Consider the following 23,408-nt stretch of genomic DNA (forward strand, 5'->3'; position numbering starts at 1 on the left):
GGGGGGGGGGCGCGGGGGGGGGGGGGGGGGGGGGGGGGGGGGGGGGGGCCGGCGGACGGTGGGCCGGAGCGGTCGGCGGGGCCGCGGTCCGGCGGGCCCGAGCGGGGCGGCCCGGCGGGCGGCCCGGCAGGTCAGGGCCAGGGGCGGCCCGGCAGGTCAGGGCCGGGGGCGGTCCGGCAGGCGGCCCCCGGGCCCTGCCGGTGATACTTGCGAGGGTGAACGCGGTCTTCCGGATGCGGTCGGTGCCGAGGGCGGTGGCGGGCTACGTCCGCAGCGCCCCGGGGACGTACGTCTGGCTGGCGGTCCTGTTCGTCACGACCGTCGCCCTGCACCGCATGTCGCCGCACTTCGAGACGGAGTTCCTGCGCCAGCGCTCCACCAACCTGCACGAACTGTCGGAACACCCGGTGCGGGTCCTGGTCGCCAGCGCCATGTGGACCGCCGGCGGCCGCTGGCTGCCGTACGCGGCGCTCTACACGGTCTTCCACGCGCAGGCCGAACGCCGGCTCGGCACCCCGCGCTGGCTGGCGGTCTGCGCGGCCGCGCACGTGCTGGCCACCCTGATCAGCGAGGGCGCGCTGCTGTGGGGCATCCGGCGCGGGGTGGTCCCCGACTCGGCGGTCAACACCCTCGACGTGGGCGTCAGTTACGCCCTGGCCGGGGTGGTCGGCGTACTGACCTGGTGCGTCCCGAGGCCCTGGCGGTACGGGTACGCGGCCGCCGTACTCGGCTTCTTCGCCGTCCCGCTGGCCACCGGCCGCACCTTCACCGACCTCGGCCACTTCACCGCCGTCCTGATCGGCCTCGCCTGCCGCCCGCTCGCCGCGGGCGCGGGCGCGGGCGGGGGCATGAGCGGGGGCGGGGGCACGGGCGGGGGCGCAAGAAAAACACGGATTCCGAAGGAGACACCGGCGGCGGAGAGGCGTTAGCGTCCCGGCCATGAGCAGCTCGGCAGACAGGGCCGTGAACAGCGGCATCGTGAACGGCGGCATCTCCTACTGGTTCGCGGACGACGGCCTCCCGGCCGTGCGCGAACCGCTCACCGGGGACGCGAACGCCGACGTGGTGATCGTCGGCGGCGGCTACACGGGCCTGTGGACGGCGTACTACCTGAAGAAGACCGCGCCCTTCCTGCGGATCACCGTCCTGGAACAGAAGTTCTGCGGCTACGGCGCCTCCGGCCGCAACGGCGGCTGGCTCTACAACGGCGTCGCCGGCCGCGACCGGTACGCCAAGCTGCACGGCCACGAGGCCGCCGTACGGCTCCAGCAGGCGATGAACGACACCGTGGACGAGGTGATCCGCGTCGCCGCCGAGGAGGGCATCGAGGCGGAGGTCCACAAGGGCGGCGTCCTGGAAGTGGCCCGCACCCCCGCCCAGCTGGCCCGGCTGCGCGCCTTCCACGAGCGGGAACTCGCCTTCGGCGAGAAGGACCGCGAGCTGTACGGGGCGCGCGAGACCGCCGGGCGGATCCGCGTCGCGGACGCCGTCGGCTCCACCTGGACCCCGCACGGCGCCCGGCTGAACCCGGCCAAGCTGGTCAAGGGCCTCGCGGCGGCCGTCGAGGCGCTCGGCGTGACGATCCACGAGGCGACCCCGGTCACCGAGATCCGCCCCAAGCACGCCGTCACCCCCTACGGCACCGTCCGCGCCCCCTACGTGCTGCGCTGCACGGAGGGCTTCACCGCCTCGCTGAAGGGGCAGCGGCGCACCTGGCTGCCGATGAACTCCTCGATGATCGCCACCGAGCCGCTGACCGACGAGCAGTGGGCGGCGATCGGCTGGGACGGCCGCGAGACCCTCGGCGACATGGCGCACGCCTACATGTACGCGCAGCGCACCGCCGACGGCCGGATCGCGCTCGGCGGCCGCGGGGTGCCGTACCGGTTCGGCTCGCGCACCGACAACGACGGCCGCACCCAGCCCGAGACCGTCGAGGCGCTGCGCGACATCCTCGTCGCCTTCTTCCCTGCGCTGGCCGGGGCGCGGGTCGCGCACGCCTGGTCGGGGGTGCTCGGCGTGCCGCGCGACTGGTGCGCGACGGTCACCCTGGACCGTACGACCGGCCTCGGCTGGGCCGGCGGCTACGTCGGCTCGGGCGTCGCCACCGCCAACCTCGCCGCCCGCACCCTCACCGACCTGGTGCAGCTGGACTCCGGGCAGGGTGGGCCGACCCCGCTGACCGCGCTGCCGTGGGCCGGTCACAAGGTGCGTAAGTGGGAGCCGGAACCGCTGCGCTGGCTCGGCGTGCAGGGCATGTACGCCACCTACCGCACCGCCGACCGCCGCGAGGCCCTCACCCACGCCGCCGGCTCCTCCCGGCTGGCCCGGATCGCCGACCGGGTGGCGGGGCGCGGCTGAGCGACGGCCGCCGGCTCGGGAGGGCGCCCGCACGGGAAGGGTCGACGGCCCCCGGCTCGGGAGGGCGTCCGCACGGGAAGGGTTCCGGCGTCGCGCCGGAACCCTCCCTGCCCCTCGCGGGACTCCCGGGTTCCTCCCCTGGGGGTTCCTCACACCGCCGGACCGCTCACACCACCGGAGAGGGACCCGCCGGACCGCTCACACCGCCGGAGAGGGACCCGCCGGACCGCTCACACCGCCGACTCCGGCACGGGCCGCTCCGTCGGCAGGCCGTGCTTGGGCGCGCGGGCCGTCACCATCACGGCGGCCACCAGCCCGGCCAGCAGCATCACGGCGGCGGCCCACCAGATGGCGACCGTGTAGCCGTGCACGATGCCCTCCGGCACCACCCGCGCCCGGTCCGCCGGGCGGTGCAGACGGGCGGTGATGTACGCCGTCCCGCTGGTCGTGGCGACCGTGTTGAGCAGCGCGGTGCCGATGGAGCCGCCCACCTGCTGCGAGGTGTTCACCGTCGCGGAGGTCACGCCCGCGTCCTCGGGGGCGACGCCCGCCGTGGCGGTGGCGAACACCGGCATGAAGGTCAGGCCCATGCCGAGGCCCATCAGCAGCAGCGCGGGCAGCACCTCGGTGGTGTACTCGGCGACCACCGTCAGCCGGGTCAGCAGCAGCAGTCCGCCCGCCGCCAGCAGCATCCCGGGCACCATCAGCAGCCGCGGGGCCACGTGGTGCAGCAGCCGCGCGGAGATCTGCGTGGAGCCGACGATGATCGCGGCGGTCAGCGGCAGGAACGCCAGACCGGTGCGCAGCGGCGAGTAGCCGAGGATCTCCTGCAGGTAGTACGTCATGAACAGGAACAGCCCGAACATGCCGATCACGGCCAGCAGCATGGTCAGGAAGCAGCCGGCGCGGTTGCGGTCGCGCAGGACGTGCAGCGGCAGCAGCGGCGTCCGGGCCCGGGTCTGCCACCACACGAACGCCGCCAGCATCGCCGCGCCCGCCGCGAACAGCCCCAGCACCACCGGGTCCGTCCAGCCGCGCGGCTCGGCCTCGCTGAACCCGTAGACGACGGCGACCAGCCCGCCGCAGCCGAGCACCACGCCGGGCACGTCCAGCCGGGCGCCGTCCCCGGCGTCGCCCGCCCGGCCGTGCAGCAGCGCCAGCGCGCCGAGGACGGCGACGATCGCGATGGGCACGTTCACGTACAGGCACCAGCGCCAGTTCAGGTACTCGGTGAGCAGCCCGCCGACGATGAAGCCGATCGCCGAGCCGCTGCCCGCGAGCGCGCCGTAGATCCCGAACGCCTTCCCGCGCTCCCGGGGATCGGTGAACGTCGTGGTGAGCAGGGAGAGCGCGGACGGGGCCAGCACGGCGGCGAACGCCCCTTGCAGCGCGCGGGCGCCGAAGAGCATGCCGGAGGAGGTGGCCGCGCCGCCGATCGCGGACGCCACGGCGAAGCCCATGAGGCCGATGACGAACGTGCGTTTGCGCCCCACCAGGTCGGCGATCCGCCCGCCGAGCAGGAGCAGCCCGCCGAAGGCGAGCGTGTAGGCGGTGATGACCCACTGGCGGTTGGCGTCCGACATGTGCAGGGCGTGCTGCGCGGAGGGGAGCGCGATGTTCACGATGGTCGCGTCCAGGACCACCATCAGCTGCGCCAGCGCGATCACCACCAGCGCCCACCAGCGGTGCGCGTCACCGGCGGGGCGGGCGTGCCGGGGCTGGTGGGCGGAGCGCCGGGGGTGCAGGGCGTCCGCCAGGGGGCGCGAACGGGCCCCTTGATGGCGTTGCACGGACGAGGATTCACCTTTTCGGGTGATACTCATTCCGCCAGAAGAGCATGAATAGGCACGAATCGCATCTGGGGTGGGGCGGGAACGGCCTGCGGCGGCCGGGGGCGGCCCGGCGGTCTCGGGGGCGTTGTCAGTGGCGGGGTGCAGCATGGGCGCATGGTGCGGAAGACGAACGGCCGGACGGGCGGCGGCAGTGGCGGCGATGGCGCTCGCGCGGGCGGCGGGGGCGGCGGGGTGAAGCCGGCGCGGCGGCCCGAGGTGCGGCTGCCGGCGCTGGAGGCGTACGACGGCGCGGGACTGACCCCCGACGGGGACTACGACGGCCTGGAGTTCCGCGACAGCGACCTCGCCGGGCAGGACGGGGCGGGCGCCCGCTTCATGGACTGCGCGCTGCGGGGGTGCGCGCTGGACGACGCCTCGCTGCGCCACGCCCGCTTCCTCGACTCGGTGCTCGGCGGCGTCCGCGGGGTCGGCACCGATCTCGCGGAGGCGACGCTGCGGGACGTGGAGCTGACCGACGCCCGGCTCGGCGGCACCCAGCTGCACGGCGCCGTGCTGGAGCGGGTGCTGATCCGCGGCGGCAAGATCGACTACCTGAATCTGCGCACGGCACGGCTGCGGGACGTGGTCTTCGAGGGCTGCGTGCTGATCGAGCCGGACTTCGGGGGCGCCCGGCTGGAGCGGGTGGAGTTCGTGGACTGCGCGCTCAAGGGCGTGGAGTTCACCGGGGCCACGCTCACGGACGTGGACCTGCGCGGGGCCGCCGCGCTGGAGATCGCGGGCGGGGCGGAGCGGCTGGCGGGCGCGGTGATCAGCACCGGCCAGCTGCTGGACCTGGCCCCGGTGCTGGCGGCGCGGCTGGGGATCAGGGTGGAGGGATAGGTGGAGGGATAGAGCGACGGATCAGGGTGGAGGGACAGCGGGGCAGGGGGCCGGCGTCACGCCAGGCGGGGGAAGCGGGCCTGGAGGGTCCAGATCGCCGGGTTCTCCGCCAGGTCCTCGTGCAGGTCGCACAGGTCGGCGATCAGATCGTGCAGGAAGTCGCGGGCCTCGCGGCGCAGCTCGGCGTGCGAGAAGCTCAGCGGCGGCTCCTCGGCCGGCATCCAGTCGGCCTCGATGTCCACCCAGCCGAAGCGGCGTTCGAAGAGCATGCGGTCGGTGGACTCGGTGAAGTCCAGCTCGGCCCGCTGGGGGCGGGCGGCGCGGGAGCCGGCCGGGTCCCGGTCCACCCGCTCCACGATGTCGCACAGCGCCCACGCGAAGTCCAGCACCGGCACCCAGCCCCAGGCCGTGGCCAGCTCGCGGTCCGCCTTCGTGTCGGCGAGGTACACGTCGCCGCAGAACAGGTCGTGGCGCAGCGCGTGGACGTCCGCGCGGCGGTAGTCCGTCTGCGGCGGGTCGGGGAAGCGGTTGGAGAGGGCGTAGCCGATGTCGAGCACGTACGCGATGGTGTCATGGCCGCCGCATAGGATCGCACCGTGCACAGACCCGCCCGTACCGTCCGGACCGTGGCCGCCTCGGTCCTGCTCGCCGTCGCCCTGAGCGGGTGCGACGGGGGCGTGCGGGGCACGCCGGGCGGCTCCGGGCTGCACGACCCGTACTTCCCGAAGGCCGGCAACGGCGGCTACGACGTCGCCCACTACGACCTCGCCCTCGACTACGACCCGGCCGCCCACCGCCTGACCGGCACCGCGGTGATCACCGCCCGCGCCACCCAGGACCTGTCCGCGTTCGACCTCGACCTCAAGGGCCTGGACGTGCGGGACGTGAGCGTCGAGGGGAAGGCCGCGCGTTTCCACCGGGCCGGTCAGGAGCTGACCGTTCGGCCGCACGGCGAGCTGGACGAGGGCGAGACGTTCACGACGACCGTCCGCTACTCCGGCGCCCCCGAGATGGTCGTCGATCCCGGCGGGGCGAAGGAGGGCTGGCTGCGCACCGGCGACGGCGCGGTGGCCCTCGGCCAGCCGGTCGGCTCGATGGCCTGGTTCCCGGGCAACGACCACCCCTCCGACAAGGCCACCTACGACATCTCCGTCAGCCTGCCCGCCGACGGGAAGCTGACGGCCGTCTCCAACGGCGAGCTGAAGGGCGTGACGAGCGCCGAGGGCCGCCGGACGTTCCGCTGGCACACCGCCGAGCCGATGGCGACGTACCTGGCCACGGTCGCCGTCGGCGACTTCCAGGTGACCCGCTCCACCCTGAAGAACGGCCTGCCCGTCTACGTCGCCGTCGATCCCGCCCTGGCGAAGGCGAGCGAGCCGGTGCTCGGGAAGATCCCCGAGATCATGGAGTGGGCGGAGTACAACTTCGGGCCCTACCCCTTCTCCTCCACCGGCGCGATCGTCGACCAGGTGGACGGCGTCGACTACGCGCTGGAGACCCAGAACCGGCCGACCTTCCCCGGCGAGCCCGACACCAGCACCCTCGTGCACGAGATCGCCCACCAGTGGTACGGCGACTCGGTGACGCCGAAGAGCTGGCGGGACATGTGGCTCAGCGAGTCCTTCGCGACGTACGCGGAGTGGCTGTGGGAGGAGGACCAGGGCGGCAGGAGCGCGCAGGAGACGTTCGAGACGGTCTACCGGGGCGAGGGCGACAACGGCACGGACATCTGGGCCTTCCCGCCGGGCCGGCCGAGCAGCGCCGCCGTGATCTCGGACGCGCCGGTGTACGACCGGGGCGCGATGGTGCTGCACAAGATCCGCCAGACGGTCGGCGACGACGCCTTCTACGACATCGTCCAGGGCTGGGCCGCCGCCCACCGCCACGGCAACGCCTCCACCGCCGACTTCACGGCCTACGTCGAGAAGAAGGCCCCCGGCAAGGACTTCACGGACATCTGGAAGACCTGGCTGTACGGCGAGGGCCGGCCGGTGCACCCCTGAGGGCGGCGGGCCGCCGGGACCGGCGGGAGTGCCAGAGCCGGCGGGTGCGCCGGAACCGCCGGGAGCGGTCGTCCGGCCGCGCCGCGGTCCCGGCGTTCGGGGCCTCCCCGGCGCGCTGCGTGGCACCGCGCCGGGGCCGCCCCGATCACCGCGGGCGGACCGTCAGACGTTGACGCCGAAGTCCTGGGCGATGCCGACCAGGCCCGAGGCGTAGCCCTGGCCGACCGCGCGGAACTTCCACTCCGCGCCGTTGCGGTACAGCTCGCCGAAGACCATCGCCGTCTCGGTGGCCGCGTCCTCCGACAGGTCGTAGCGGGCGATCTCCGAGCCGCCGGCCTGGTTGACGATGCGGATGTAGGCGTTGCGGACCTGGCCGAAGTTCTGGCCGCGGTTCTCGGCGTCGTAGATGGAGACCGGGAAGACGACCTTGTCGACGTCGGCCGGGAGGCCGGCGAGGTTGACGTTGATCGCCTCGTCGTCGCCGGAGCCCTCGCCCGTGCGGTTGTCGCCGGTGTGGACGATGGTGTTGTCCGGGGTCTGCTTGTTGTTGAAGAACACGAAGTGGGCGTCGGAGTACACCTTGCCCTGCGTGTTGACCGCGATCGCGGACGCGTCCAGGTCGAAGTCCGTGCCCGTGGTGGTGCGGACGTCCCAGCCGAGGCCCACCGTGACGGCGGTCAGGCCCGGGGCTTCCTTGGTGAGCGAGACGTTGCCGCCCTTGGAGAGGCTTACAGCCATTGTGGGGAGTCCCTTCCCTCGTTGCTTGTGCGGACGAAGCTACCGCCACTCCCAAGAACGCCGAGAGGGGTCCCCATGGTTCCGGATCTCTTTACCTTTTTTACCAAGGCCGTCTCGAACACGGTTCTCCCGTGTGCGGCGGCGAATCTCCCGTGTGCGGCGGCGAACGGGCGAGGGGGCGGGAAAATGCGGTGACGTGACCCGGTCAGGGGCGGGAACATGGACCCCATGTCCGGTCCCCATCTCATCCGCGGCTCCGTCGCGCTCCCCGAGGCCGAGCTGGCCTGGCGCTTCTCGCGGTCCTCGGGGCCCGGCGGCCAGCACGTCAACACCAGTGACAGCCGGGTCGAGCTGAGCTTCGACCTCGCCCGCACCGAGGCCCTGCCCGAGGTGTGGAAGCGGCGCGCGCTGGAACGGCTCGCCGGCCGGCTCGTGGACGGGGTGATCACCGTCCGCGCCGCCGAGCACCGTTCCCAGTGGCGCAACCGCGAAGCCGCCGCCGTACGCCTGGCGGCCCTGCTCGCCGAGGCCACCGCCCCGCCGCCCAAGCCGCGCCGCCCCACCCGCATCCCGCGCGGCATCAACGAACGCCGCCTGCGCGAGAAGAAGCAGCGCGCGGAGACCAAGCGCGGCCGCCAGGGCCGCGACTGGGGTTAGGGCGCGGGGCCGGAGGCCGGTGGACGCCGGCTTCGCGCCCACCGCTCCCCGGCGCCCGGTTGCTCCCCGGCGCCCACCGACAGCCGGCACGCCCGGTCCCCGGCCCGCCTGATCCCCAGCGCCCGGCCGATCCCCGGCGCCCGCCGATCCGCAGAGCCCGGCCGCTCCCCAGCGCGCAGCCGCTCCCCGGCGCCCACCGACAGCCGGCGCCCGGCCGGCGCCCCGGAGCGCCCCGTGAGGGGGCGCGTCAGCCCAGGTGGCGGTAGCGGCCCCGGAAGTACGTCAGCGGGCCGCCCTCCGCGCTCGGCAGGCGGGCGGTCAGGACGCGGCCGATGACCAGCGTGTGGTCGCCCGCCGGGACCCGCTGCTCGGTGCGCAGTTCCAGGGTGGCCAGCGCGCCGCCGACCAGCGGGGCGCCGGAGACCTCGCCGCGGACGTAGGGGATGTCCGCGAAGAGCAGGCGGTCGCTGATCCGGCCCTTCATGGCGAACCGGCCGGCGATGTGCCGCTGGCTCTCGGCGAGGACGGACACCGCCCACACGGGCTGCTCGGCGAGCAGGTCGTCCATGCGCGAGCCCTCGCGCAGGCTGACCAGGGCCAGCGGCGGGTCCAGGGAGACCGAGACGAAGGCCGTGGCCGTCATGCCCACGTCCTCGCCGCCGGGCGCCGTGGGATCGTCCGGGTCGAGCGGCGGCTCCTGCGCGGTCACCAGCACCACGCCCGCGGCCAGCCGGGACATCGCGGCGCGGAACTCGTCGTTGGTCACCCCCTCAGCATGCCCAAGGGCGGTCGCGGCGGCGGGGGAGGAGGACGGTACGGGTGAAGTGTTCAGCACAACCGCAACGCTAGTGACCGTCCGGCGGCCCCCGCATCGGGCCCGCGCCCGAACCCGGACCTAGGACCAGCGGACGAGGCACGGCCGCCTCCCCTGGGCTGCGGTGGCCGCCGGAGACCGGGCACAGGCGCGGCGGGAGGCGCGCGCCGGGGCGGGGCGGGAGTGCACGGGTAACGGGCGGAACCTGTGATTCCACCCCGCCCGGACGGTCCCTCGTGCATCATGGCCACACACCCACAAAGTTTGCGTTCAGTTGACGCACAGGGAAAAAGCAGAAACTCCACTCAATTGTTCACGTTCTTCTGTGACTTGAGTCACAAGGGGCCTGAATTGTTGACCCTGTGTACCGAGTGGGCTTCGCGCTGTGATTCAGTGGCGGAGACCGCACGGAACGATACGCCGAAGAGAACCCTTTGATGCGCTGCCAGGTCTCGGGGGGAGGGCGAGCATGGAGACCGAGTCGGAACCGTACGTCCGTCTTGCGACCCTGCGGCAACTGCACCAGGTCATGGCGGACATGAACACCGCGCGCAGTCTGGCGGACACCCTCCAGACCGTGGCCGACGGCGTCGTCACCGGCCTCGGCTACGAGCTGGCCTGCGTCAACCTCGTGCGCCCCGACGGCGACCTCGTGGTCGCGGCGTTCTCCGGCAACCCCGCCGCCGAGGCCCTGATCACCGGCCGGGTCGGCTCCCGCGATTCCTGGGAGCGCCGGCTCGCCATGGGCGAGCGCTGGGGCGACCTGGTCTTCATACCCCACACCGAGGGCTGGGTCCTCGACGACGACGACGTCCCCCAGTGGTACACCGACGGGCCCGCTCCCCGCTTCGAGGACGAGTGGCACCCCTCCGACCGCCTCTTCGCCCCCATGTACGCCCCCGGCGGCTCCTCCGGCGACCTCCTCGGCGTCCTCTCCGTCGACCGCCCCCGCAACGGCCGCCGCCCCGGCGCCTGGGGCCGCGAAGCCCTCCAGGTCTACGCCTTCCAGGCCGCCATCGCGATCAGCAACGCCCGGCTGCGCGCCAACATGCAGCGCGCCCTGGTCCGCCTGGAGCGCGAGCAGCAGGCCCTGCGCGCCAGCGAGGAGAGCTTCCGGCAGGCCTTCGAGTACGCCCCCTCCGGCATGGCCATCGCCGAGATGGGCGGCGACCAGCACGGCCGCATCCTGCGCACCAACGACGCCCTGTGCCGGCTGCTGGGCCGCCCCGCCTCCGCGATGCGCCGCTACTCCTTCTCCGACCTCGTCCACCCCGAGGACATAGGCACCCTGCTGCGCACCTCCGCCGAGGGCGGCCGCGCCGAGCTGCGCCTGGCCCGCCGCGACGGCAGCTACGTCTGGGTCTCCCTGCGCAACTCCGTGGTCGCCGACGCCGCCGACGGGCCCCGGTTCCTGCTCACCCACGTCGAGGACATCGAGGAGCGCAAGCGCCGCGAGCTGCACCTCGCCCACCGCGCCTCCCACGACTCCCTGACCGGGCTGCCGAACTCCGCCGAACTGCGCGCCCGGCTGTCCGCCCGGCTGTGCAGCCGCCCGCAGTCCGTGCACCCCGGCGAGCCGGACCCGCTGGACGCGGCCTACGGCCATCCCGCCTACGACGCCGCCGACGCCGCGCACGGCTTCGACTTCGCCCCCGTCCCGCAGGCCTACGACGCCTACGACCACCATGTGCACACCATCGCCCCCGAGGGCGAGCGGGACGACGGCGCCAAGGGGCTGGCCGTCCTCTTCTGCGACCTGGACGGCTTCAAGTCGATCAACGACCGGTTCGGGCACAACGCCGGCGACGCCGTCCTCATCGAGGTCGCCCGCCGGCTGAGCAACGGCGTGCGTGACGGCGACACCGTGGCCCGGCTCGGCGGCGACGAGTTCGTGATCCTCGCCGACGGCCTCGGCCGCGCCGACGCCCAGGACCTCGCGGTGCGCCTGCGCAACGAGATCATCCAGCCGATCCGCGCCGAGGGCCGCGCCGTCCGCGTCGGCGCCAGCTTCGGCATCGGATGGGCGCATTGCGGGATGACGGCGGACGAAGTGCTGAAGTCCGCGGACGAGCGGATGTACGTCGAGAAACGATCTCGTCCCAAACAGCATCGCCGGGCCGGCTGAGCCGCAGGTCAGCGGGTTGATGCGGGCTGAGTCACCCGTTCGGGTCCAGGAGAGCGGGTAGGCTCGTCCAATCTGACGACGTACTGCATCCGACCCGCACTGTTGAGGAGCACCAAGGGATGACGCCCGGCAACAACGGCGCGAGCACGCCCGAGGACGACGACCCGTTCGGCTACCTGTACGCCGACGGCCAGGCCAACGGGGCCCAGCCGCCCTCCGGTGGCTACGGCTACCCGGGCTCGGTCAACCGGGTCCGCACGGTCGGCCAGCGGCAGTACGGCCAGCAGGGTCAGCAGGCCGCCCCGGGGCCGTACGGGCAGGTACCGCAGCAGCAGGCCGGGTACGGCCAGCCGAACGCCCACTACGCCGCCCCCGAGACCCTCCCCGGCGGCGCGCAGCCGCCCCGCCAGCAGCAGAGCCGGGGCGCCGGCGGCGGCAAGGGCCGCCGCGGCCCCAACACCAAGGGCCTGCTGATCGGCGCGGTCGCGGTGGTCGCCGCGGTCGTCGTCGGCATCGCCGTGACCGTGCTCGGCGACAAGGGCGACGACAAGGCCGACGGGCAGACCGGCGCCACGACGCCCCCGGCCAGCCAGAGCGCCAGCCCCAGCTCGTCCCCCACCAGCAGCGTCGCCCCGAACGGCGACCTCCCGAAGATCGACGCGAAGGCACTGCTCCTCGGCGGCGGCGCCACCACGGCGTCCGACGTCAAGGGCGCCCAGGCGGACGGCGGCGTCTACGTCGGCAACTTCAACCACGTCGGCGCCTCGGTCACCTGGACCGTCAACGGCATCCCGGAGGACGGCAAGTACAGCGTCTACATCGGCTACGGCGTACCGGGCAAGGACGGCACCGCCACCCTCACCATCAACGGCACGCCGTCCGCCCAGCCGGTCAAGCTGAAGAACTGGGCGAACGCCCCCGAGGGCGACTACGAGAAGGGCTGGACGAAGACGTACAACTACGTCCAGCTCAACAAGGGCACCAACACCATCAAGGTCTCCTGCGAGCAGGGCGACCAGTGCGACGCCAACCTGGACCAGATGTGGCTGGTCAAGGGCTGGGTCAAGAGCTGACCCTCACGCCGCGTTGACCTCCCCCGTCACCGCCACCCGGGGCAGCAGCCGCTCGTAGGCCGGGTGGTCGAACTCGCCGGCCACCGGGGACAGGACGGTCGCCGCCGACAGGGCCACCGCGCGGGCCAGGCGGTCCGGCCAGGGGAGGCGTTCGGCCAGGCCCGACAGCAGGCCCGCGACAGCGGAGTCGCCGGCGCCGGTCGGGTTGCCGTGCACGCGGGCCGGCGGGGCCGCCCGCCACAGGCCCTCCGGCGTGTGCGCCAGAAGCCCTTCCGCGCCGAGTGAGGCGACGACCGTGCGCGCGCCGCGGCGGCGGGCGTCCTGGGTGGCGCGCAGCGGGTCGTGGGAGCCGGTCAGCTCGGCGAGTTCGTCGGCGTTGGGCTTGACGATGTCGGGGCGGCCCGCGATCCCGCGGCGCAGCGCCTCGCCGCTGGTGTCCAGCAGCACGGGGACGCCCGCGGCCCGCGCGGCCCGTACCAGAGTGGCGTACGCGCCCACCGGCAGGCCGGGCGGCAGGCTGCCGCACAGGGCCACCGCCGACACCGAGCCGAGCAGATCCTCGTAGGTCTTCTGGAAGGCGGCCCACTCGGCGGCGGTGACGAGGGGGCCGGGTTCGTTGAGCTGGGTGGTGTCGCCGGTGCGCTCGTCGACGACCGCGACGGTGCGGCGGGTCGCGCCGGCCACCGGCACCAGCGCGTCCACGATCCCCGGCAGGGCGGCGAGCCGGTCGCGCAGCTCGCCCCCGGTGGCCCCGCCGGCGAAGCCGGTGACGGTGACCTGGTGGCCGAGGGCGGCCAGCACCCGGGCGACGTTGACGCCCTTGCCGCCGGGCCGCTCGGTCACCTCCGTCACCCGGTGCGAGGTGTGGGGCCGCAGTGCGGGCACCCGATAGGTGATGTCGACAGCGGTGTTCAGCGTGACCGTGAGGATCACGTGGGCCGACCTCCCCCGAGTAAGCGCGTCTGGCGCGCCTGCTGTCCCGATGTCCCGGACCGGCCCGGGCGGGGCGCCCTGGACCTTTCCGGACCTCGATCATGCCAAACGCGCGCGCCGCCGCCCACCCCTCGGCCCGCCCCCCGTCGCCGGGGACGGAACGGATCAGGCCAGGTCGGGAGCGACCACCCATGCGCCGCGCCGCAGGACGCCCTTGAGCGTGAACTCCTCGTCCAGCAGCACCAGGTCGGCGTCCTTGCCCGGTTCCAGGGAGCCGATGCGGTCGTCCAGGCCGAGCAGCCGGGCCGGGTTGGCGGACAGCGCGGCCACCACGTCCTCGACGGGGAGCCGGTCGACGGTGACCGCCCGCTGGAAGGCGCGGTCCAGGGTGAGGGTCGAGCCGGCGATCGAGCCGCCCTCGACCAGCCGGGCGACGCCGTCGGCCACCTCGACCTCCAGCGGGCCGAGCAGATAGCGGCCGTCGCCGGAGCCGGCGGCGTCCATGGCGTCGGTGATGAACGCGACCCTGGCGGCGCCCGCGTGGTGGAAGGCCAGCTCCAGGGCGGCCGGGTGCAGGTGCACGCCGTCGTTGATCAGCTCGACGGTGACCCGCTCGTCCTCCAGCAGGGCGGTGATCGGGCCGGGGGCGCGGTGGCCGAGGGTCGGCATCGCGTTGAACAGGTGAGTGGCGACGGTGGCGCCCGCGTCGATGGCCTCGACCGTCTGCTCGTAGGTGGCGTCGGTGTGGCCGACCGCCGCGATCACGCCGTGCTCGGCGAGCAGCCGTACGGAGTCGAGGCCGCCGGGCAGCTCGGTGGCGAGCGTCATCATCTTGGCGTGCCCGCGCGCCGCGTCGATCAGCTTGCGCACCTCGGCCGGGTCCGGGTGGCGCAGCAGCGCCTCGGAGTGCGCGCCCTTGCGGCACGGCGAGATGAACGGCCCCTCGAAGTGGATGCCGGCGATCTCGCCCTGCTCGGCCAGCTCCGCGAGCAGCCCGGCCTGCTGGGTGAGGACGCCCATGTCGTCGGTGACGGTGGAGGCGACGAGGGTGGTGGTGCCGTGGGCGCGGTGGGCGCGGACGGCGGTCATGACGTCGTCGGCGGAGCCGGAGAAGGACGCGCCGCCGCCGCCGTGGTTGTGCAGGTCGACGAATCCGGGGACCAGCCAGTGGCCGGAGACGTCGAGTGTCTCGGCGCCCGCCGGAGCCGTGCCGGGGCCGGTCCCGGTGTCGGCGATCCGCGTGCCGTCGACGATCACGCGACCGCCGTCGACGATCCCGGTGGGCAGCACCACCCGGGCTCCGGTGAGAACCTTGTCGGCCATCTGGGGGCTACCTCCGGGCAGTCGTAGAAGTGTTGAGGAGGTCCCAGGCGAGGAGACCCGCGCCCAGGCAGCCGGCGGTGTCCCCCAGGGCGGCGGGGACGACGGCCGGCAGCTTCTGGAAGGTGACCCGCCGCCGGACGGCCTCCCGGAGCGGTGCGAAGAGCGTTTCCCCCGCCTCGGCGAGTCCGCCGCCGATGATCAGGGTGCGCGGGTCCAGCAGGGTGAGCGCGGTGACCAGCCCGTCGGCGAGCGCGTCCACCGCCTCCTGCCAGACCGCCCGCGCGCGGGCGTCCCCGGACTCCACCGCCTTGGCGCAGTCCGCCGCGTCCGCCTGCGGGTCGCCGCACGCCTCCGCCCAGGCCTGGCTGACCGCCGAGGCGGACGCGAACCGCTCCAGGCAGCCGCGCTGGCCGCACGGGCAGGGGGTGCCGCCGGGCCGGACGACGATGTGGCCGATCTCGCCGGCGAAGCCGTGCGCGCCCGCCTCGACCCGGCCGTCGATGCCGATGGCGCCGGCGATGCCGGTGCCCAGCGGCACGAAGAAGAACCGGTCGGCGCCCTTGCCCGCGCCGATGCGGCCCTCGGCGAGGCCGCCGGTGCGCACGTCGTGGCCGAGGGCGACGGGGATGCCACCCAGCCGCTCCGCCAGCAGGGCGCGCAGCGGTACGTCGCGCCAGCCGAGGTTGGCGGCGTAGGCGGCGACGCCGCGCTCCTCGTCCACGATGCCGGGGACGGCGACGCCCGCGGCGGCGGCCGGCTCGCCGAACCGCTCGGCGCCGAGGGCGCGCAGTGCGGCGGTGAAGCCGAGGATGTTCTCGACGACGGCGTCGGGGCCGTTCTCGCGGCCGGTGGCGCGCCGCGCCTGGTGCAGCAGCGTGCCGTCGGCGGCGATCAGCGCGGCCTTCATCCCGGTGCCGCCCACATCGAGCGCGATGACGTGTCTCACGGGGGACAGTGTGGCCCTTCGACCCACAAGAGGTCTAGTCCACTCACGTGGTGTAGACCTATCGTGTCCACATGTCGAACAGTGAGACCTAAGGGGCGGAAGAGGCAGTGCAGCGGCGCAGGACAGGAACGATCGCGGTGGTGTCCGCGCTGGGCATGACGGCGTTTCTCGGCGGCTGCGGGAGCACCGGCTCCTCCGACGTGACGCTGCGGCTGGTCGCCGCCGACTACGGCGACTCCGCGGCCAACAGCTCGCAGAAGTACTGGGACGGCCTGGCCCGCGACTACGAGTCCGCGCACCCGGGCGTGAAGATCAAGGTCAGCGTGTACTCCTGGACGGACGTGGACCGCAAGGTCAAGGAGATGGCCGACGCGGGCGACCCGCCGGACATGGCGCAGATCGGCGCCTACGCGGACTACGCCGACCAGGGCATGCTCTACAAGGCCGACGACCTGCTCTCCATACCCGTGCAGGCCGACTTCCTCGGCCAGCTCTCCGAGGCCGGCCAGCTGCGGCACGTGCAGTACGGCATCCCGTTCGCCGCCTCCACGCGCGTGCTGTTCTACAACAAGACCCTCTTCACCCGGGCGGGCATCACCGAGCCGCCCAAGACGTGGGCCGACCTCGCCGCCGACGCCGAGGCGCTGAAGGCCAAGGGCGTGAAGTACCCCTACGCCCTGCCGCTCGGCCCGGAGGAGGCGCAGGCCGAGACCCTGCAGTGGCTGCTGAGCGGCGGCGCCGGCTACACCGACGACATCGGCACCTACACGATCAACTCCCCGCAGAATGCGGAAACGTTCACCTGGCTGAAGGACGAGCTGGTCGGCAAGGGCCTGACCGGCCCCGTCGCGCCGGGCAAGCTGAACCGCGCGCAGGCCTTCTCGGCGTTCGCGGCCGGCGAGGTCGGCATGCTCAACGGCCATCCGACGCTGATGCAGCAGGCCGCCAAGAAGGGCGTCGACTTCGGCATGGTGCCGGTGCCCGGCCGCAACGGCACGCCCAAGGCGACCATGGGCGTCACCGACTGGATGATGGCCTTCAAGAAGCACGGCCACAAGGACGAGATCGGCGACTTCCTCGACTTCGTCTACGACCAGGAGAACGTGCTGGCCTTTTCCCGCGAGTACGACCTGCTGCCCGTCACCAGCTCCGCCTCGGACGCGATGACCGCGGCGGAGGGGGACAAGAAGCTGTGGCCGTTCCTGGAGGAGCTGCCGCTGGCGCAGCTCTACCCGTTCGGCAAGACGTCCTGGGCGAAGGTCAGCGCGGACGTGAAGAAGGAGATCGGCCGCACGGTCAGCCCCGAGGGCGACCCCACCGCCATCCTGAACCAGCTCCAGACCACGGCCTCGGACGCGGAGAACACCCAGGCCGGGGAGTGACGGCGCCGCCGGGCGCGTGAGCCCGTCGGTACGCGCGCCGGTCGCGGGTCCGCGGGGCGGTTCCCGGGGGCGGGGCGGTCCGGGGGCGGCGCGGTCCCCGGCCGCGTTGTCGGTGGCCGGGGTTACGGTGCGGGGTATGGACGTACGGGACGAAGGCGTACGCGACGACGGCGCGCCGGAAGGCATGCCGGCCGGCGGCATGCCGGCCGGCGGCATGCCGGCCGACGGTGCGGCGGACGACGGCGGCGCGGGCCGCCGCGAGGAGCGGGAGCGTGGGCGCGAGCGGGCGCTCGGGCGGCGGGAGCGGGACATCCTCGCGCTGGAGCGGCGCGGCTTTCCCGGCCCCGGCGCGAAGGAGCGCGCGATCCGAGAGGAACTGGGCCTCTCACCCGTGCGCTACTACCAGCTCCTCAACGCCCTCCTGGACGACACCCGCGCCCTGGCCCACGACCCGGTGACGGTCAACCGCCTGCGCCGCATACGCGAGACCCGCCGGGCGGAACGCTGAGGGTCGGGCGCCGCGGGTCGCGTCGCCGCGTCGGGCGACGGGGCCGGTACCGCCGGTCGGCCGGACCGCCGGCCGCGCCGAGCGCCGCCCGCGGACGGCGCACGCCGGACGGCCACGAGCCCGCGCCGCCCAGCGCCCCCGCCCGGCGCCCCCGCCCGGCGCCCCCGCCTCGGCGTCCCGGCCCGGCGCCCCGGCCCCTGGCGGCCCGGTCCCCCGAAACTCCTGGCCGCCTGGCGCCTTGGATCCCCGGCTGCCCGGTGCTCCGGCCCCTGGCCGCCCGGTCCCCCAGAACTCCTGGCCGCCTAGCGCCTCGGGTCCCCGGCTGCTCAGTGCCCCAGCTGCCCGGCTGCCCGGCTGCCCGGGTCCCCGGCCTCGAAGCCCCCCCGGCCCTGGGCCCCCGGTCGCCTGGCCACCCGGCAGGGCGCCGTGCCGCCGCACCGGCGGGGAGTGCGTGGCGCCGCACCGGCCGGGAGTGCGCCGTGCCGCCGCGCCGGCGGGGCCGGTCCGGCCCGATGGCAGGTGTCCGGACCTGTGCCCTGCCGGGAGGCCGCGGCGCGGCGGCGGGCACGTCGAGGAGTGCGGTCGGGCGAGTGTGGATAGGTTCGGCTCATGGGCAGTCACGACACGGACTCGACCAACCCCGCCGCCTCCCTGCCGGCCCCCGCCACCCAGGCCGGCCGGGACGGCCTCGCCGCCGTGCTCGCACGGCCGGACCGGGCGGTGATCGCACTCGACTTCGACGGCACACTCGCCCCGATCGTGCCCGACCCCGACCAGGCCCGGGCGCACCCGGAGGCCGTACCGGTGCTCGCCGCGCTGGCCCCGAAGGTGGCCGCCGTCGCGGTGGTCACCGGCCGCCCGGCCGGCGTCGCGGTGCGCAACGGCGGCTTCGCGGGCGTACCCGGCCTGGAACACCTCGTCGTCCTCGGCCACTACGGCGCCGAACGCTGGGACGCCGCGACGGGCGCCGTCACCGCGCCCGCCCCGCACCCCGGCGTCGCCGCCGTCCGCGCCGAACTGCCGGGCTTCCTGGACCGGATCGGCGCCTGGCAGGGCACCTGGACCGAGGAGAAGGGCCGCTCGCTGGCCGTCCACACCCGCCGTGCGGAGGACCCGCAGGCCGCCTACGACCTGCTGCGTGAACCCCTCGCCGAACTCGCCGCCCGGCACGGCCTGATCGTGGAGCCGGGCCGGATGGTGCTGGAGCTGCGCCCGCCGGGCATGGACAAGGGCGTGGCCTTGACGGACTACGTCCGCGCCCGGGGTGCCGCCTCCGTCCTCTACGCCGGCGACGACCTCGGCGACCTCCCCGCCTTCGCCGCGGTGGAGAAGCTGCGCGCCGACGGCGTGCCGGGCCTGCTGGTGTGCAGCGGCAGCTCCGAGGTCACCGAGCTGTCCGAGCGGGCGGACCTGGTGGTGCCGGGACCGGCGGGCGTGGTCGAGCTGCTGCGGAACCTGGCGGACGCGCTGCCGTAGCCGCCGGGCCGGACCGGACCGGAAGACCGGACCGGACCGGAAGACCGGACCGGAAGACCGGACCGGAAGACCGGACCGGAAGACCGGACCGGAAGACCGGACCGGAAGACCGGGAGTCCCCCCCGGGGCCGCGCCCCGGGGGGGGCTTCCGGTCTCAGAGTCCGTGCCGGTCTCAGAGTTCGTTCAGCTGGTCCAGGAACCACTGGGCCGGGGGCAGGGCCGTCGCCGCGGCGGCCAGGCGCTTGCTGCGCTCGGCCCGCTCCGGGCCCGCCATGCTCAGCGCCTCGTGCAGGGCGTCCGCGGTGCCGACCACGTCGTACGGGTTGACGACGATCGCGTCGTCCGCCAGCTCCGCGTACGCGCCCGCCTCCCGGGACAGCACCAGCGCGCAGCCCGCGTCGGACACCACCGGGACCTCCTTGGCGACCAGGTTCATGCCGTCGCGGATCGGGTTGACCAGCGCCACGTCCGCGATCCGGTACGCCGCGAGCGAGCGCGCGAAGTCGTCCTTGACGTGCAGGACGACCGGGGTCCAGCCGGGGGTGCCGTACCGTTCGTTGATCTCCTGCGCCACGCGCCGCACCTCGGCCGTGTACTCGCGGTAGACGGCCAGGTCCTGGCGGGAGGGGTAGGCGAAGGCGATGTGGACCACCCGTTCGCGCCACTCGGGCCGGTCCTCCAGGAGCTGCCGGTAGGCGAGCAGGCCGCGCACGATGTTCTTCGACAGCTCGGTGCGGTCCACCCGGACGATCGTGCGGCGCGCGCCGCCGTCCGGCGCCACCCCGATCTCCTCGCGCAGCGCCGCCATCCGCTCCTTCACATCGGCGCGGTGCGAGCGCTCCCGCAGGAACTCCGCGTCCGCGCCGAGCCCGTGCACGCCGATCCGGGTGCCGCCGAGACCGCCGGTCAGCGCGTCGCAGCAGCCGGCGAAGGCGTCCGCCCAGCGCCGGGTGAGGAAGCCGAGCCGGTCCGCGCCGAGCATGCCGCGCAGCACCTGCTCGGCGATGTCGTCGGGCAGCATCCGGAAGTAGTCCACCGGGGCCCACGGGGTGTGCGAGAAGTGCCCGATGCGCACATCCGGCCGGAAATCGCGCAGCATGCCCGGCACCAGCGTGAGGTGGTAGTCCTGCACGACCACGGCCGCGCCCTCGGCCGCCTCCTCCGTGAGCGCCTCGGCGAAGGCGCGGTTGTACGCCTCGTACGAGGCCCACTGGCGGCGGAACTCGGCGTCGAATACGGGTTCGAGCGGGGTCTGGTAGAGCATGTGGTGCACGAACCAGAGCACCGAGTTGGCGATGCCGTTGTACGCGTCGGAGAACACGTCCGGGGCGATGTCGAGCATCCGGACCTGCTGGCCGCCGGTGTCCTCGGCCGGCAGCCGGCGGCCGCCCTCGAAGCGGCGCACCGCCTCCCGGTCGGCGTCGCCGAGCGCCGCGCACACCCAGACCGCGCCCGCGTCCGGGCCGATCGCGGAGAGTCCGGAGACCAGTCCGCCGCCGCCGCGTTTCGCGTGCAGCGTGCCCTCACCGCCGTCCGGGCGCAGTTCGTACGAAACCGGTCCGCGATTGGAGGCGACCAGCACCTCGGCACCGTGCGTTGCAGCCATGGTCCTCAACCTAGCCCGGCTCCCGAACACTCAAACGTATGCGGGGAGGGGGTGGCTGGGGATTTCGCCTGCCGGGATGTGTGAGAAAGCTGTGAAGGTCATGTATATCTGCGGTAGATATGAGTGATCTCCGGCCCGCGTGAGTGCGCGGGGCGGTGCGTGAGGGGCGGGGTTCCATGGGGTTCATACGCGTGCGCCGGTTCGCCGGCGCGGCGGCACTGGTCATGGCGGGGGCGCTGGCGCTGACCGGCTGCGGCGGCGACGACGGCGACGGCGACTCGGCGCCGAAGGCGGCGCCGCCGGCCGCGACGAGCGCGGCGGCGGCCGACACGGACACGCCGACGCCCGAGGAGTCGCCGGGCACGGAGTCCGCCACGCCCACGGAGACGCCCACCCCGACCCCGGCGGCCACGCTGCGCGACTACACCGGCGAGGGCGTCGGCGCGGCGACCGCCGCGGCCAGGGCGAGCGGCCTGCGCTACACCGTCGTCCTCGAGGGCACCGGCCGCCGGGCCGCCTCCTGGGGCGCGGGCGAGAAGGTCTGCGACCAGAGCGGCGCCTCGGGGGACGGCGCGGTGACGTTCACCGTCGCACGCGACGGCCGCGACTGCGCGGGCCGCCCGCTGCACACCCCGACCCCGACCCCGGCCAAGTCCAAGGCCACCGGCGGCAGCACGGGCGGCAGCGGCAGCGGCGGATCGAGCGGCGGCAGCGGAGGAACGTCCGGTGGCGGCGGTGGCGGCAAGGCCTGCGCGATCACCAGCCCGGCCGGCAACTGCTACGCCGACGGCCAGTTCTGCGCCGCCCGCCACCACGGCATGAGCACCTACGGCAAGGGCGGCGAGTACCTGACCTGCGAACGGGACGCGGCGGGCCGCTGGCGCTGGTCGGACGGCGTACCCGGCTGACACCCGCCGGTCCCGGTCCCGGCGCGCGTCCAGTCCGGGCCCGGCCCGCTTCCCGACCGCCTCACGGCCGACCCGGGGCCAGTCCCGTGGCCCTGGGCCGGGGCCCGGCTCCCGGTCGGTCCGTGACCTGGTCGTCCCCGCCCTGGTCGGTGGTCCGGCCCCCGGCCGGTCGGCGGTCGGTCCAGGGCCTGGCCTCCGTCCAGTCCGCGGTCCGGCGCCCGACCGGTTCCTGGCCGGTCCGTGACGCCGCCCCCTGGCGGCCGGTCGGTGGTCCGGCTTCCGGTCGGTTCGTGGTCGGTCCGGGGCCTGGCTCGGCCGGTCCGGTGGTCCGGCTTCCGGTCGGTTCGTGGTCGGTCCGGGGCCTGGCTCGGCCGGTCCGGCAGTCCGGCTTCCGACCGGTTCGTGGTCGGTCCGGGGTCGGCCCGCGACCGGTTCCGGCCCGGCGCCCGTCCGGTTCGTGGTCCGGTGTCCGGCCGGTTCGCGTCCGGCGTCCGACCAGGACCCGTCCGGTTCGTGTCTGGGGCCGGTCGGTCCAGGGCGGACCGGGCCGCAGGCGTCAGGGCGGCCTTACGCCACCCGGCGTTCCGCGTATTCCGTGATCTCCGTCATCGGGGGGCGTTCCTCGGTGTCCACCGAGTAGGTGCGCGGCTCGAAGCCGGCCGTGCCGCGCTCGAACTGGGTGAGGGCGGGGCGGATCAGATGGCCGCGGGCCAGGCGCAGCTGGGCGGTGCGGTAGATCGCGGCGGCCATCCGGCCGAGCGCCTGGCCGTCCTGGTGCCGGTGCAGGCGGACGCCCACGTCGACCTGGGCGAGCGCGTCCAGACCGACCAGGTGCAGCGCGTCCACCAGCATCCCCAGCTCGACGCCGTAGCCGACGGGGAACGGCAGCCGCTCCAGCAGCGAGCGGCGGGCCGCGTACTCGCCGCCGAGCGGCTGCACGAAGCCGGCCAGCTGCGGCCAGTGCATGTTCAGCAGCGGGCGGGCCATCAGCTCGGTGACCCGGCCGCCCTGCCCGGCCGCGCTCGCGCCCGGAACGCTCAGCGGGCGGTCGTACATCGCCTTGACCAGCTGCACCTCGGGGTCGGTGAGCAGCGGGCCGACGATGCCGGTGACGAAGTCGGCGGAGAACTCCCGCAGATCGGCGTCCACGAAGCAGACGATGTCCCCGCCGGTGACCAGCAGCGAGCGCCACAGCACCTCGCCCTTGCCGGGCACCGCCGGGATACGGGGCAGGATCGCGTCGCGGTGCACCACCCGGGCGCCGGCCGCCGCGGCCACCTCGGAGGTGCGGTCGGTGGAGCCGGAGTCCACGACGACGATCTCGTCGACCAGCGGCACGCGCCGTACCAGCTCTTCGCGGATCACTGCGACGATCTCCCCGACCGTCGCCTCCTCGTTCAGCGCGGGCAGCACCACGCTGACCGTCGAGCCGCTCGCGCGCTTGGCGGCCAGCACCGTCCGCAGGGGGCGGTCGGTCACGGACCAGGAGCGCGTCCTCAGCCAGCGCTCGACTTCTTCCAGCACGGTCGACGGCTCCTCACTCCTGCTCGCACGACTACGGCGCGCCCGCACGGCGCGGATCACATCATCCTGTGATCTGTCTCGCGGTTCGGACGACTCTCTCTCACTGTCCCGGCCTTCGGTTACAGTCTTGAACAACGCGGATGACCATCGCATGCCGGGGTCGCCGCGACTCACAATCGAATACCGCTCATCCAGAGGGGCAGAGGGACACGGCCCGATGAAGCCCCGGCAACCCTCCAGCCGGTCTCGTAGATCGCCCGCCGCGATCGTTTCCGCGAGGCTCCCGGCTAGGGAAGGTGCCAAATCCGTCTCACGGCGAGATGCGTCGTGAGGAAGATGAGGAGAAAGGGCCTCGCCTC

At 74.2% G+C, this 23,408-nt stretch carries 20 protein-coding genes and 1 riboswitch; of the genes, 11 read left to right on the forward strand and 9 right to left on the reverse strand.

What is annotated here, in order from left to right; genetic code table 11:
* Window positions 1–233: 233 nt before the first annotated feature.
* A complete protein-coding gene (locus K7787_RS28230) occupies window positions 234–929 on the forward strand; it encodes a rhomboid-like protein (RefSeq protein WP_223003395.1) in 696 nt (231 codons plus the stop codon).
* 10 nt (window positions 930–939) lie between these two features.
* A complete protein-coding gene (locus tag K7787_RS28235) occupies window positions 940–2,361 on the forward strand; it encodes an NAD(P)/FAD-dependent oxidoreductase (RefSeq protein ID WP_223003383.1) in 1,422 nt (473 codons plus the stop codon).
* 230 nt (window positions 2,362–2,591) lie between these two features.
* Here the strand turns inward: K7787_RS28235 and K7787_RS28240 are convergent, their stop codons facing one another.
* On the reverse strand, window positions 2,592–4,031 hold the full coding sequence (locus K7787_RS28240) for an MFS transporter (RefSeq protein WP_223003396.1): 1,440 nt from the start codon (window positions 4,029–4,031) through the stop codon (window positions 2,592–2,594).
* 276 nt (window positions 4,032–4,307) lie between these two features.
* On the opposite strand from K7787_RS28240, the gene K7787_RS28245 reads away from it, so the two are divergent.
* Entirely contained in the window at window positions 4,308–5,033 is a 726-nt protein-coding gene (locus K7787_RS28245; protein ID WP_247721363.1) for a pentapeptide repeat-containing protein, read from the forward strand.
* A gap of 56 nt (window positions 5,034–5,089) precedes the next feature.
* Here the strand turns inward: K7787_RS28245 and K7787_RS28250 are convergent, their stop codons facing one another.
* Complete coding sequence (locus K7787_RS28250; protein ID WP_009189284.1) at window positions 5,090–5,590, reverse strand: hypothetical protein; 501 nt, start codon at window positions 5,588–5,590, stop codon at window positions 5,090–5,092.
* Window positions 5,591–5,629: 39 nt separating this feature from the next.
* Here K7787_RS28250 and K7787_RS28255 point away from each other — a divergent pair, with 39 nt between their 5' ends.
* On the forward strand, window positions 5,630–7,036 hold the full coding sequence (locus tag K7787_RS28255) for a M1 family metallopeptidase (RefSeq protein WP_223003385.1): 1,407 nt from the start codon (window positions 5,630–5,632) through the stop codon (window positions 7,034–7,036).
* Between the two features lie 162 nt (window positions 7,037–7,198).
* On the opposite strand, the gene K7787_RS28260 is transcribed toward K7787_RS28255, so the two are convergent.
* Window positions 7,199–7,774 carry a TerD family protein gene (locus K7787_RS28260; protein WP_223003386.1) on the reverse strand — a complete coding sequence of 192 codons (576 nt, stop codon included), beginning with the start codon at window positions 7,772–7,774 and terminating at the stop codon, window positions 7,199–7,201.
* A 219-nt stretch (window positions 7,775–7,993) separates the two neighbouring features.
* On the opposite strand from K7787_RS28260, the gene arfB reads away from it, so the two are divergent.
* Complete coding sequence (gene arfB / locus K7787_RS28265; RefSeq protein WP_009189281.1) at window positions 7,994–8,431, forward strand: alternative ribosome rescue aminoacyl-tRNA hydrolase ArfB; 438 nt, start codon at window positions 7,994–7,996, stop codon at window positions 8,429–8,431.
* A gap of 247 nt (window positions 8,432–8,678) precedes the next feature.
* Here the strand turns inward: arfB and K7787_RS28270 are convergent, their stop codons facing one another.
* Complete coding sequence (locus K7787_RS28270; protein ID WP_223003387.1) at window positions 8,679–9,266, reverse strand: flavin reductase family protein; 588 nt, start codon at window positions 9,264–9,266, stop codon at window positions 8,679–8,681.
* Window positions 9,267–9,714: 448 nt separating this feature from the next.
* On the opposite strand from K7787_RS28270, the gene cdgB reads away from it, so the two are divergent.
* Window positions 9,715–11,370, forward strand: a complete 1,656-nt coding sequence (gene cdgB / locus K7787_RS28275) for a diguanylate cyclase CdgB (protein ID WP_223003388.1) — start codon at window positions 9,715–9,717, stop codon at window positions 11,368–11,370.
* 119 nt (window positions 11,371–11,489) lie between these two features.
* A complete protein-coding gene (locus K7787_RS28280; protein WP_223003389.1) occupies window positions 11,490–12,443 on the forward strand; it encodes a carbohydrate-binding protein in 954 nt (317 codons plus the stop codon).
* Window positions 12,444–12,446: 3 nt separating this feature from the next.
* Here K7787_RS28280 and K7787_RS28285 read toward each other — a convergent pair whose 3' ends face one another.
* The 3 genes from K7787_RS28285 to K7787_RS28295 all read right to left on the reverse strand — a co-directional run bounded on the left by K7787_RS28285 (window position 12,447) and on the right by K7787_RS28295 (window position 15,645).
* Window positions 12,447–13,376: a 1-phosphofructokinase family hexose kinase gene (locus tag K7787_RS28285; RefSeq protein WP_169439441.1), complete on the reverse strand. Its 930-nt coding sequence runs from the start codon at window positions 13,374–13,376 to the stop codon at window positions 12,447–12,449.
* A 165-nt stretch (window positions 13,377–13,541) separates the two neighbouring features.
* A complete protein-coding gene (gene nagA, locus K7787_RS28290) occupies window positions 13,542–14,699 on the reverse strand; it encodes an N-acetylglucosamine-6-phosphate deacetylase (RefSeq protein WP_223003390.1) in 1,158 nt (385 codons plus the stop codon).
* Window positions 14,700–14,706: 7 nt separating this feature from the next.
* Window positions 14,707–15,645 carry an ROK family protein gene (locus K7787_RS28295; protein WP_043260982.1) on the reverse strand — a complete coding sequence of 313 codons (939 nt, stop codon included), beginning with the start codon at window positions 15,643–15,645 and terminating at the stop codon, window positions 14,707–14,709.
* A 107-nt stretch (window positions 15,646–15,752) separates the two neighbouring features.
* On the opposite strand from K7787_RS28295, the gene K7787_RS28300 reads away from it, so the two are divergent.
* The 3 genes from K7787_RS28300 to otsB all read left to right on the forward strand — a co-directional run bounded on the left by K7787_RS28300 (window position 15,753) and on the right by otsB (window position 19,011).
* A complete protein-coding gene (locus tag K7787_RS28300) occupies window positions 15,753–17,027 on the forward strand; it encodes an extracellular solute-binding protein (protein WP_009189274.1) in 1,275 nt (424 codons plus the stop codon).
* A gap of 214 nt (window positions 17,028–17,241) precedes the next feature.
* Window positions 17,242–17,535 (forward strand): DUF3263 domain-containing protein, encoded by a 294-nt coding sequence (locus K7787_RS28305; protein WP_223003397.1) that lies wholly within the window; start codon window positions 17,242–17,244, stop codon window positions 17,533–17,535.
* A 609-nt stretch (window positions 17,536–18,144) separates the two neighbouring features.
* Window positions 18,145–19,011: a trehalose-phosphatase gene (gene otsB, locus K7787_RS28310; protein WP_223003391.1), complete on the forward strand. Its 867-nt coding sequence runs from the start codon at window positions 18,145–18,147 to the stop codon at window positions 19,009–19,011.
* A gap of 172 nt (window positions 19,012–19,183) precedes the next feature.
* Here the strand turns inward: otsB and K7787_RS28315 are convergent, their stop codons facing one another.
* Window positions 19,184–20,617, reverse strand: coding sequence for an alpha,alpha-trehalose-phosphate synthase (UDP-forming) (locus K7787_RS28315; RefSeq protein WP_223003392.1), 1,434 nt, complete (start codon window positions 20,615–20,617; stop codon window positions 19,184–19,186).
* Window positions 20,618–20,793: 176 nt separating this feature from the next.
* Here K7787_RS28315 and K7787_RS28320 point away from each other — a divergent pair, with 176 nt between their 5' ends.
* Window positions 20,794–21,525 carry a hypothetical protein gene (locus tag K7787_RS28320; RefSeq protein WP_223003393.1) on the forward strand — a complete coding sequence of 244 codons (732 nt, stop codon included), beginning with the start codon at window positions 20,794–20,796 and terminating at the stop codon, window positions 21,523–21,525.
* Between the two features lie 567 nt (window positions 21,526–22,092).
* Here the strand turns inward: K7787_RS28320 and K7787_RS28325 are convergent.
* The gene (locus K7787_RS28325) at window positions 22,093–23,049 is read right to left on the reverse strand and encodes a glucosyl-3-phosphoglycerate synthase (RefSeq protein ID WP_019982614.1); all 957 of its coding nucleotides are present in this window, start codon (window positions 23,047–23,049) and stop codon (window positions 22,093–22,095) included.
* 184 nt (window positions 23,050–23,233) lie between these two features.
* Window positions 23,234–23,392: riboswitch (SAM riboswitch) on the forward strand.
* Window positions 23,393–23,408 lie beyond the last annotated feature (16 nt).

It is taken from the genome of Streptomyces sennicomposti, assembly GCF_019890635.1.
In the GTDB taxonomy this organism is placed as follows: domain Bacteria; phylum Actinomycetota; class Actinomycetes; order Streptomycetales; family Streptomycetaceae; genus Streptomyces; species Streptomyces sennicomposti.

What these genes read in the sequence shown, in the direction of transcription:
- K7787_RS28230 (WP_223003395.1), top strand. Translation starts at nt 234, where the DNA reads ATGCGGTCGGTGCCGAGGGCGGTGGCGGGCTACGTCCGCAGCGCCCCG.
- K7787_RS28235 (WP_223003383.1), top strand. Translation starts at nt 940, where the DNA reads ATGAGCAGCTCGGCAGACAGGGCCGTGAACAGCGGCATCGTGAACGGC.
- K7787_RS28245 (WP_247721363.1), top strand. Translation starts at nt 4,308, where the DNA reads ATGGTGCGGAAGACGAACGGCCGGACGGGCGGCGGCAGTGGCGGCGAT.
- K7787_RS28260 (WP_223003386.1), bottom strand. Translation starts at nt 7,774, where the DNA reads ATGGCTGTAAGCCTCTCCAAGGGCGGCAACGTCTCGCTCACCAAGGAA.
- arfB (WP_009189281.1), top strand. Translation starts at nt 7,994, where the DNA reads ATGGACCCCATGTCCGGTCCCCATCTCATCCGCGGCTCCGTCGCGCTC.
- cdgB (WP_223003388.1), top strand. Translation starts at nt 9,715, where the DNA reads ATGGAGACCGAGTCGGAACCGTACGTCCGTCTTGCGACCCTGCGGCAA.
- K7787_RS28280 (WP_223003389.1), top strand. Translation starts at nt 11,490, where the DNA reads ATGACGCCCGGCAACAACGGCGCGAGCACGCCCGAGGACGACGACCCG.
- nagA (WP_223003390.1), bottom strand. Translation starts at nt 14,699, where the DNA reads ATGGCCGACAAGGTTCTCACCGGAGCCCGGGTGGTGCTGCCCACCGGG.
- K7787_RS28305 (WP_223003397.1), top strand. Translation starts at nt 17,242, where the DNA reads ATGCCGGCCGACGGTGCGGCGGACGACGGCGGCGCGGGCCGCCGCGAG.
- otsB (WP_223003391.1), top strand. Translation starts at nt 18,145, where the DNA reads ATGGGCAGTCACGACACGGACTCGACCAACCCCGCCGCCTCCCTGCCG.
- K7787_RS28315 (WP_223003392.1), bottom strand. Translation starts at nt 20,617, where the DNA reads ATGGCTGCAACGCACGGTGCCGAGGTGCTGGTCGCCTCCAATCGCGGA.
- K7787_RS28320 (WP_223003393.1), top strand. Translation starts at nt 20,794, where the DNA reads ATGGGGTTCATACGCGTGCGCCGGTTCGCCGGCGCGGCGGCACTGGTC.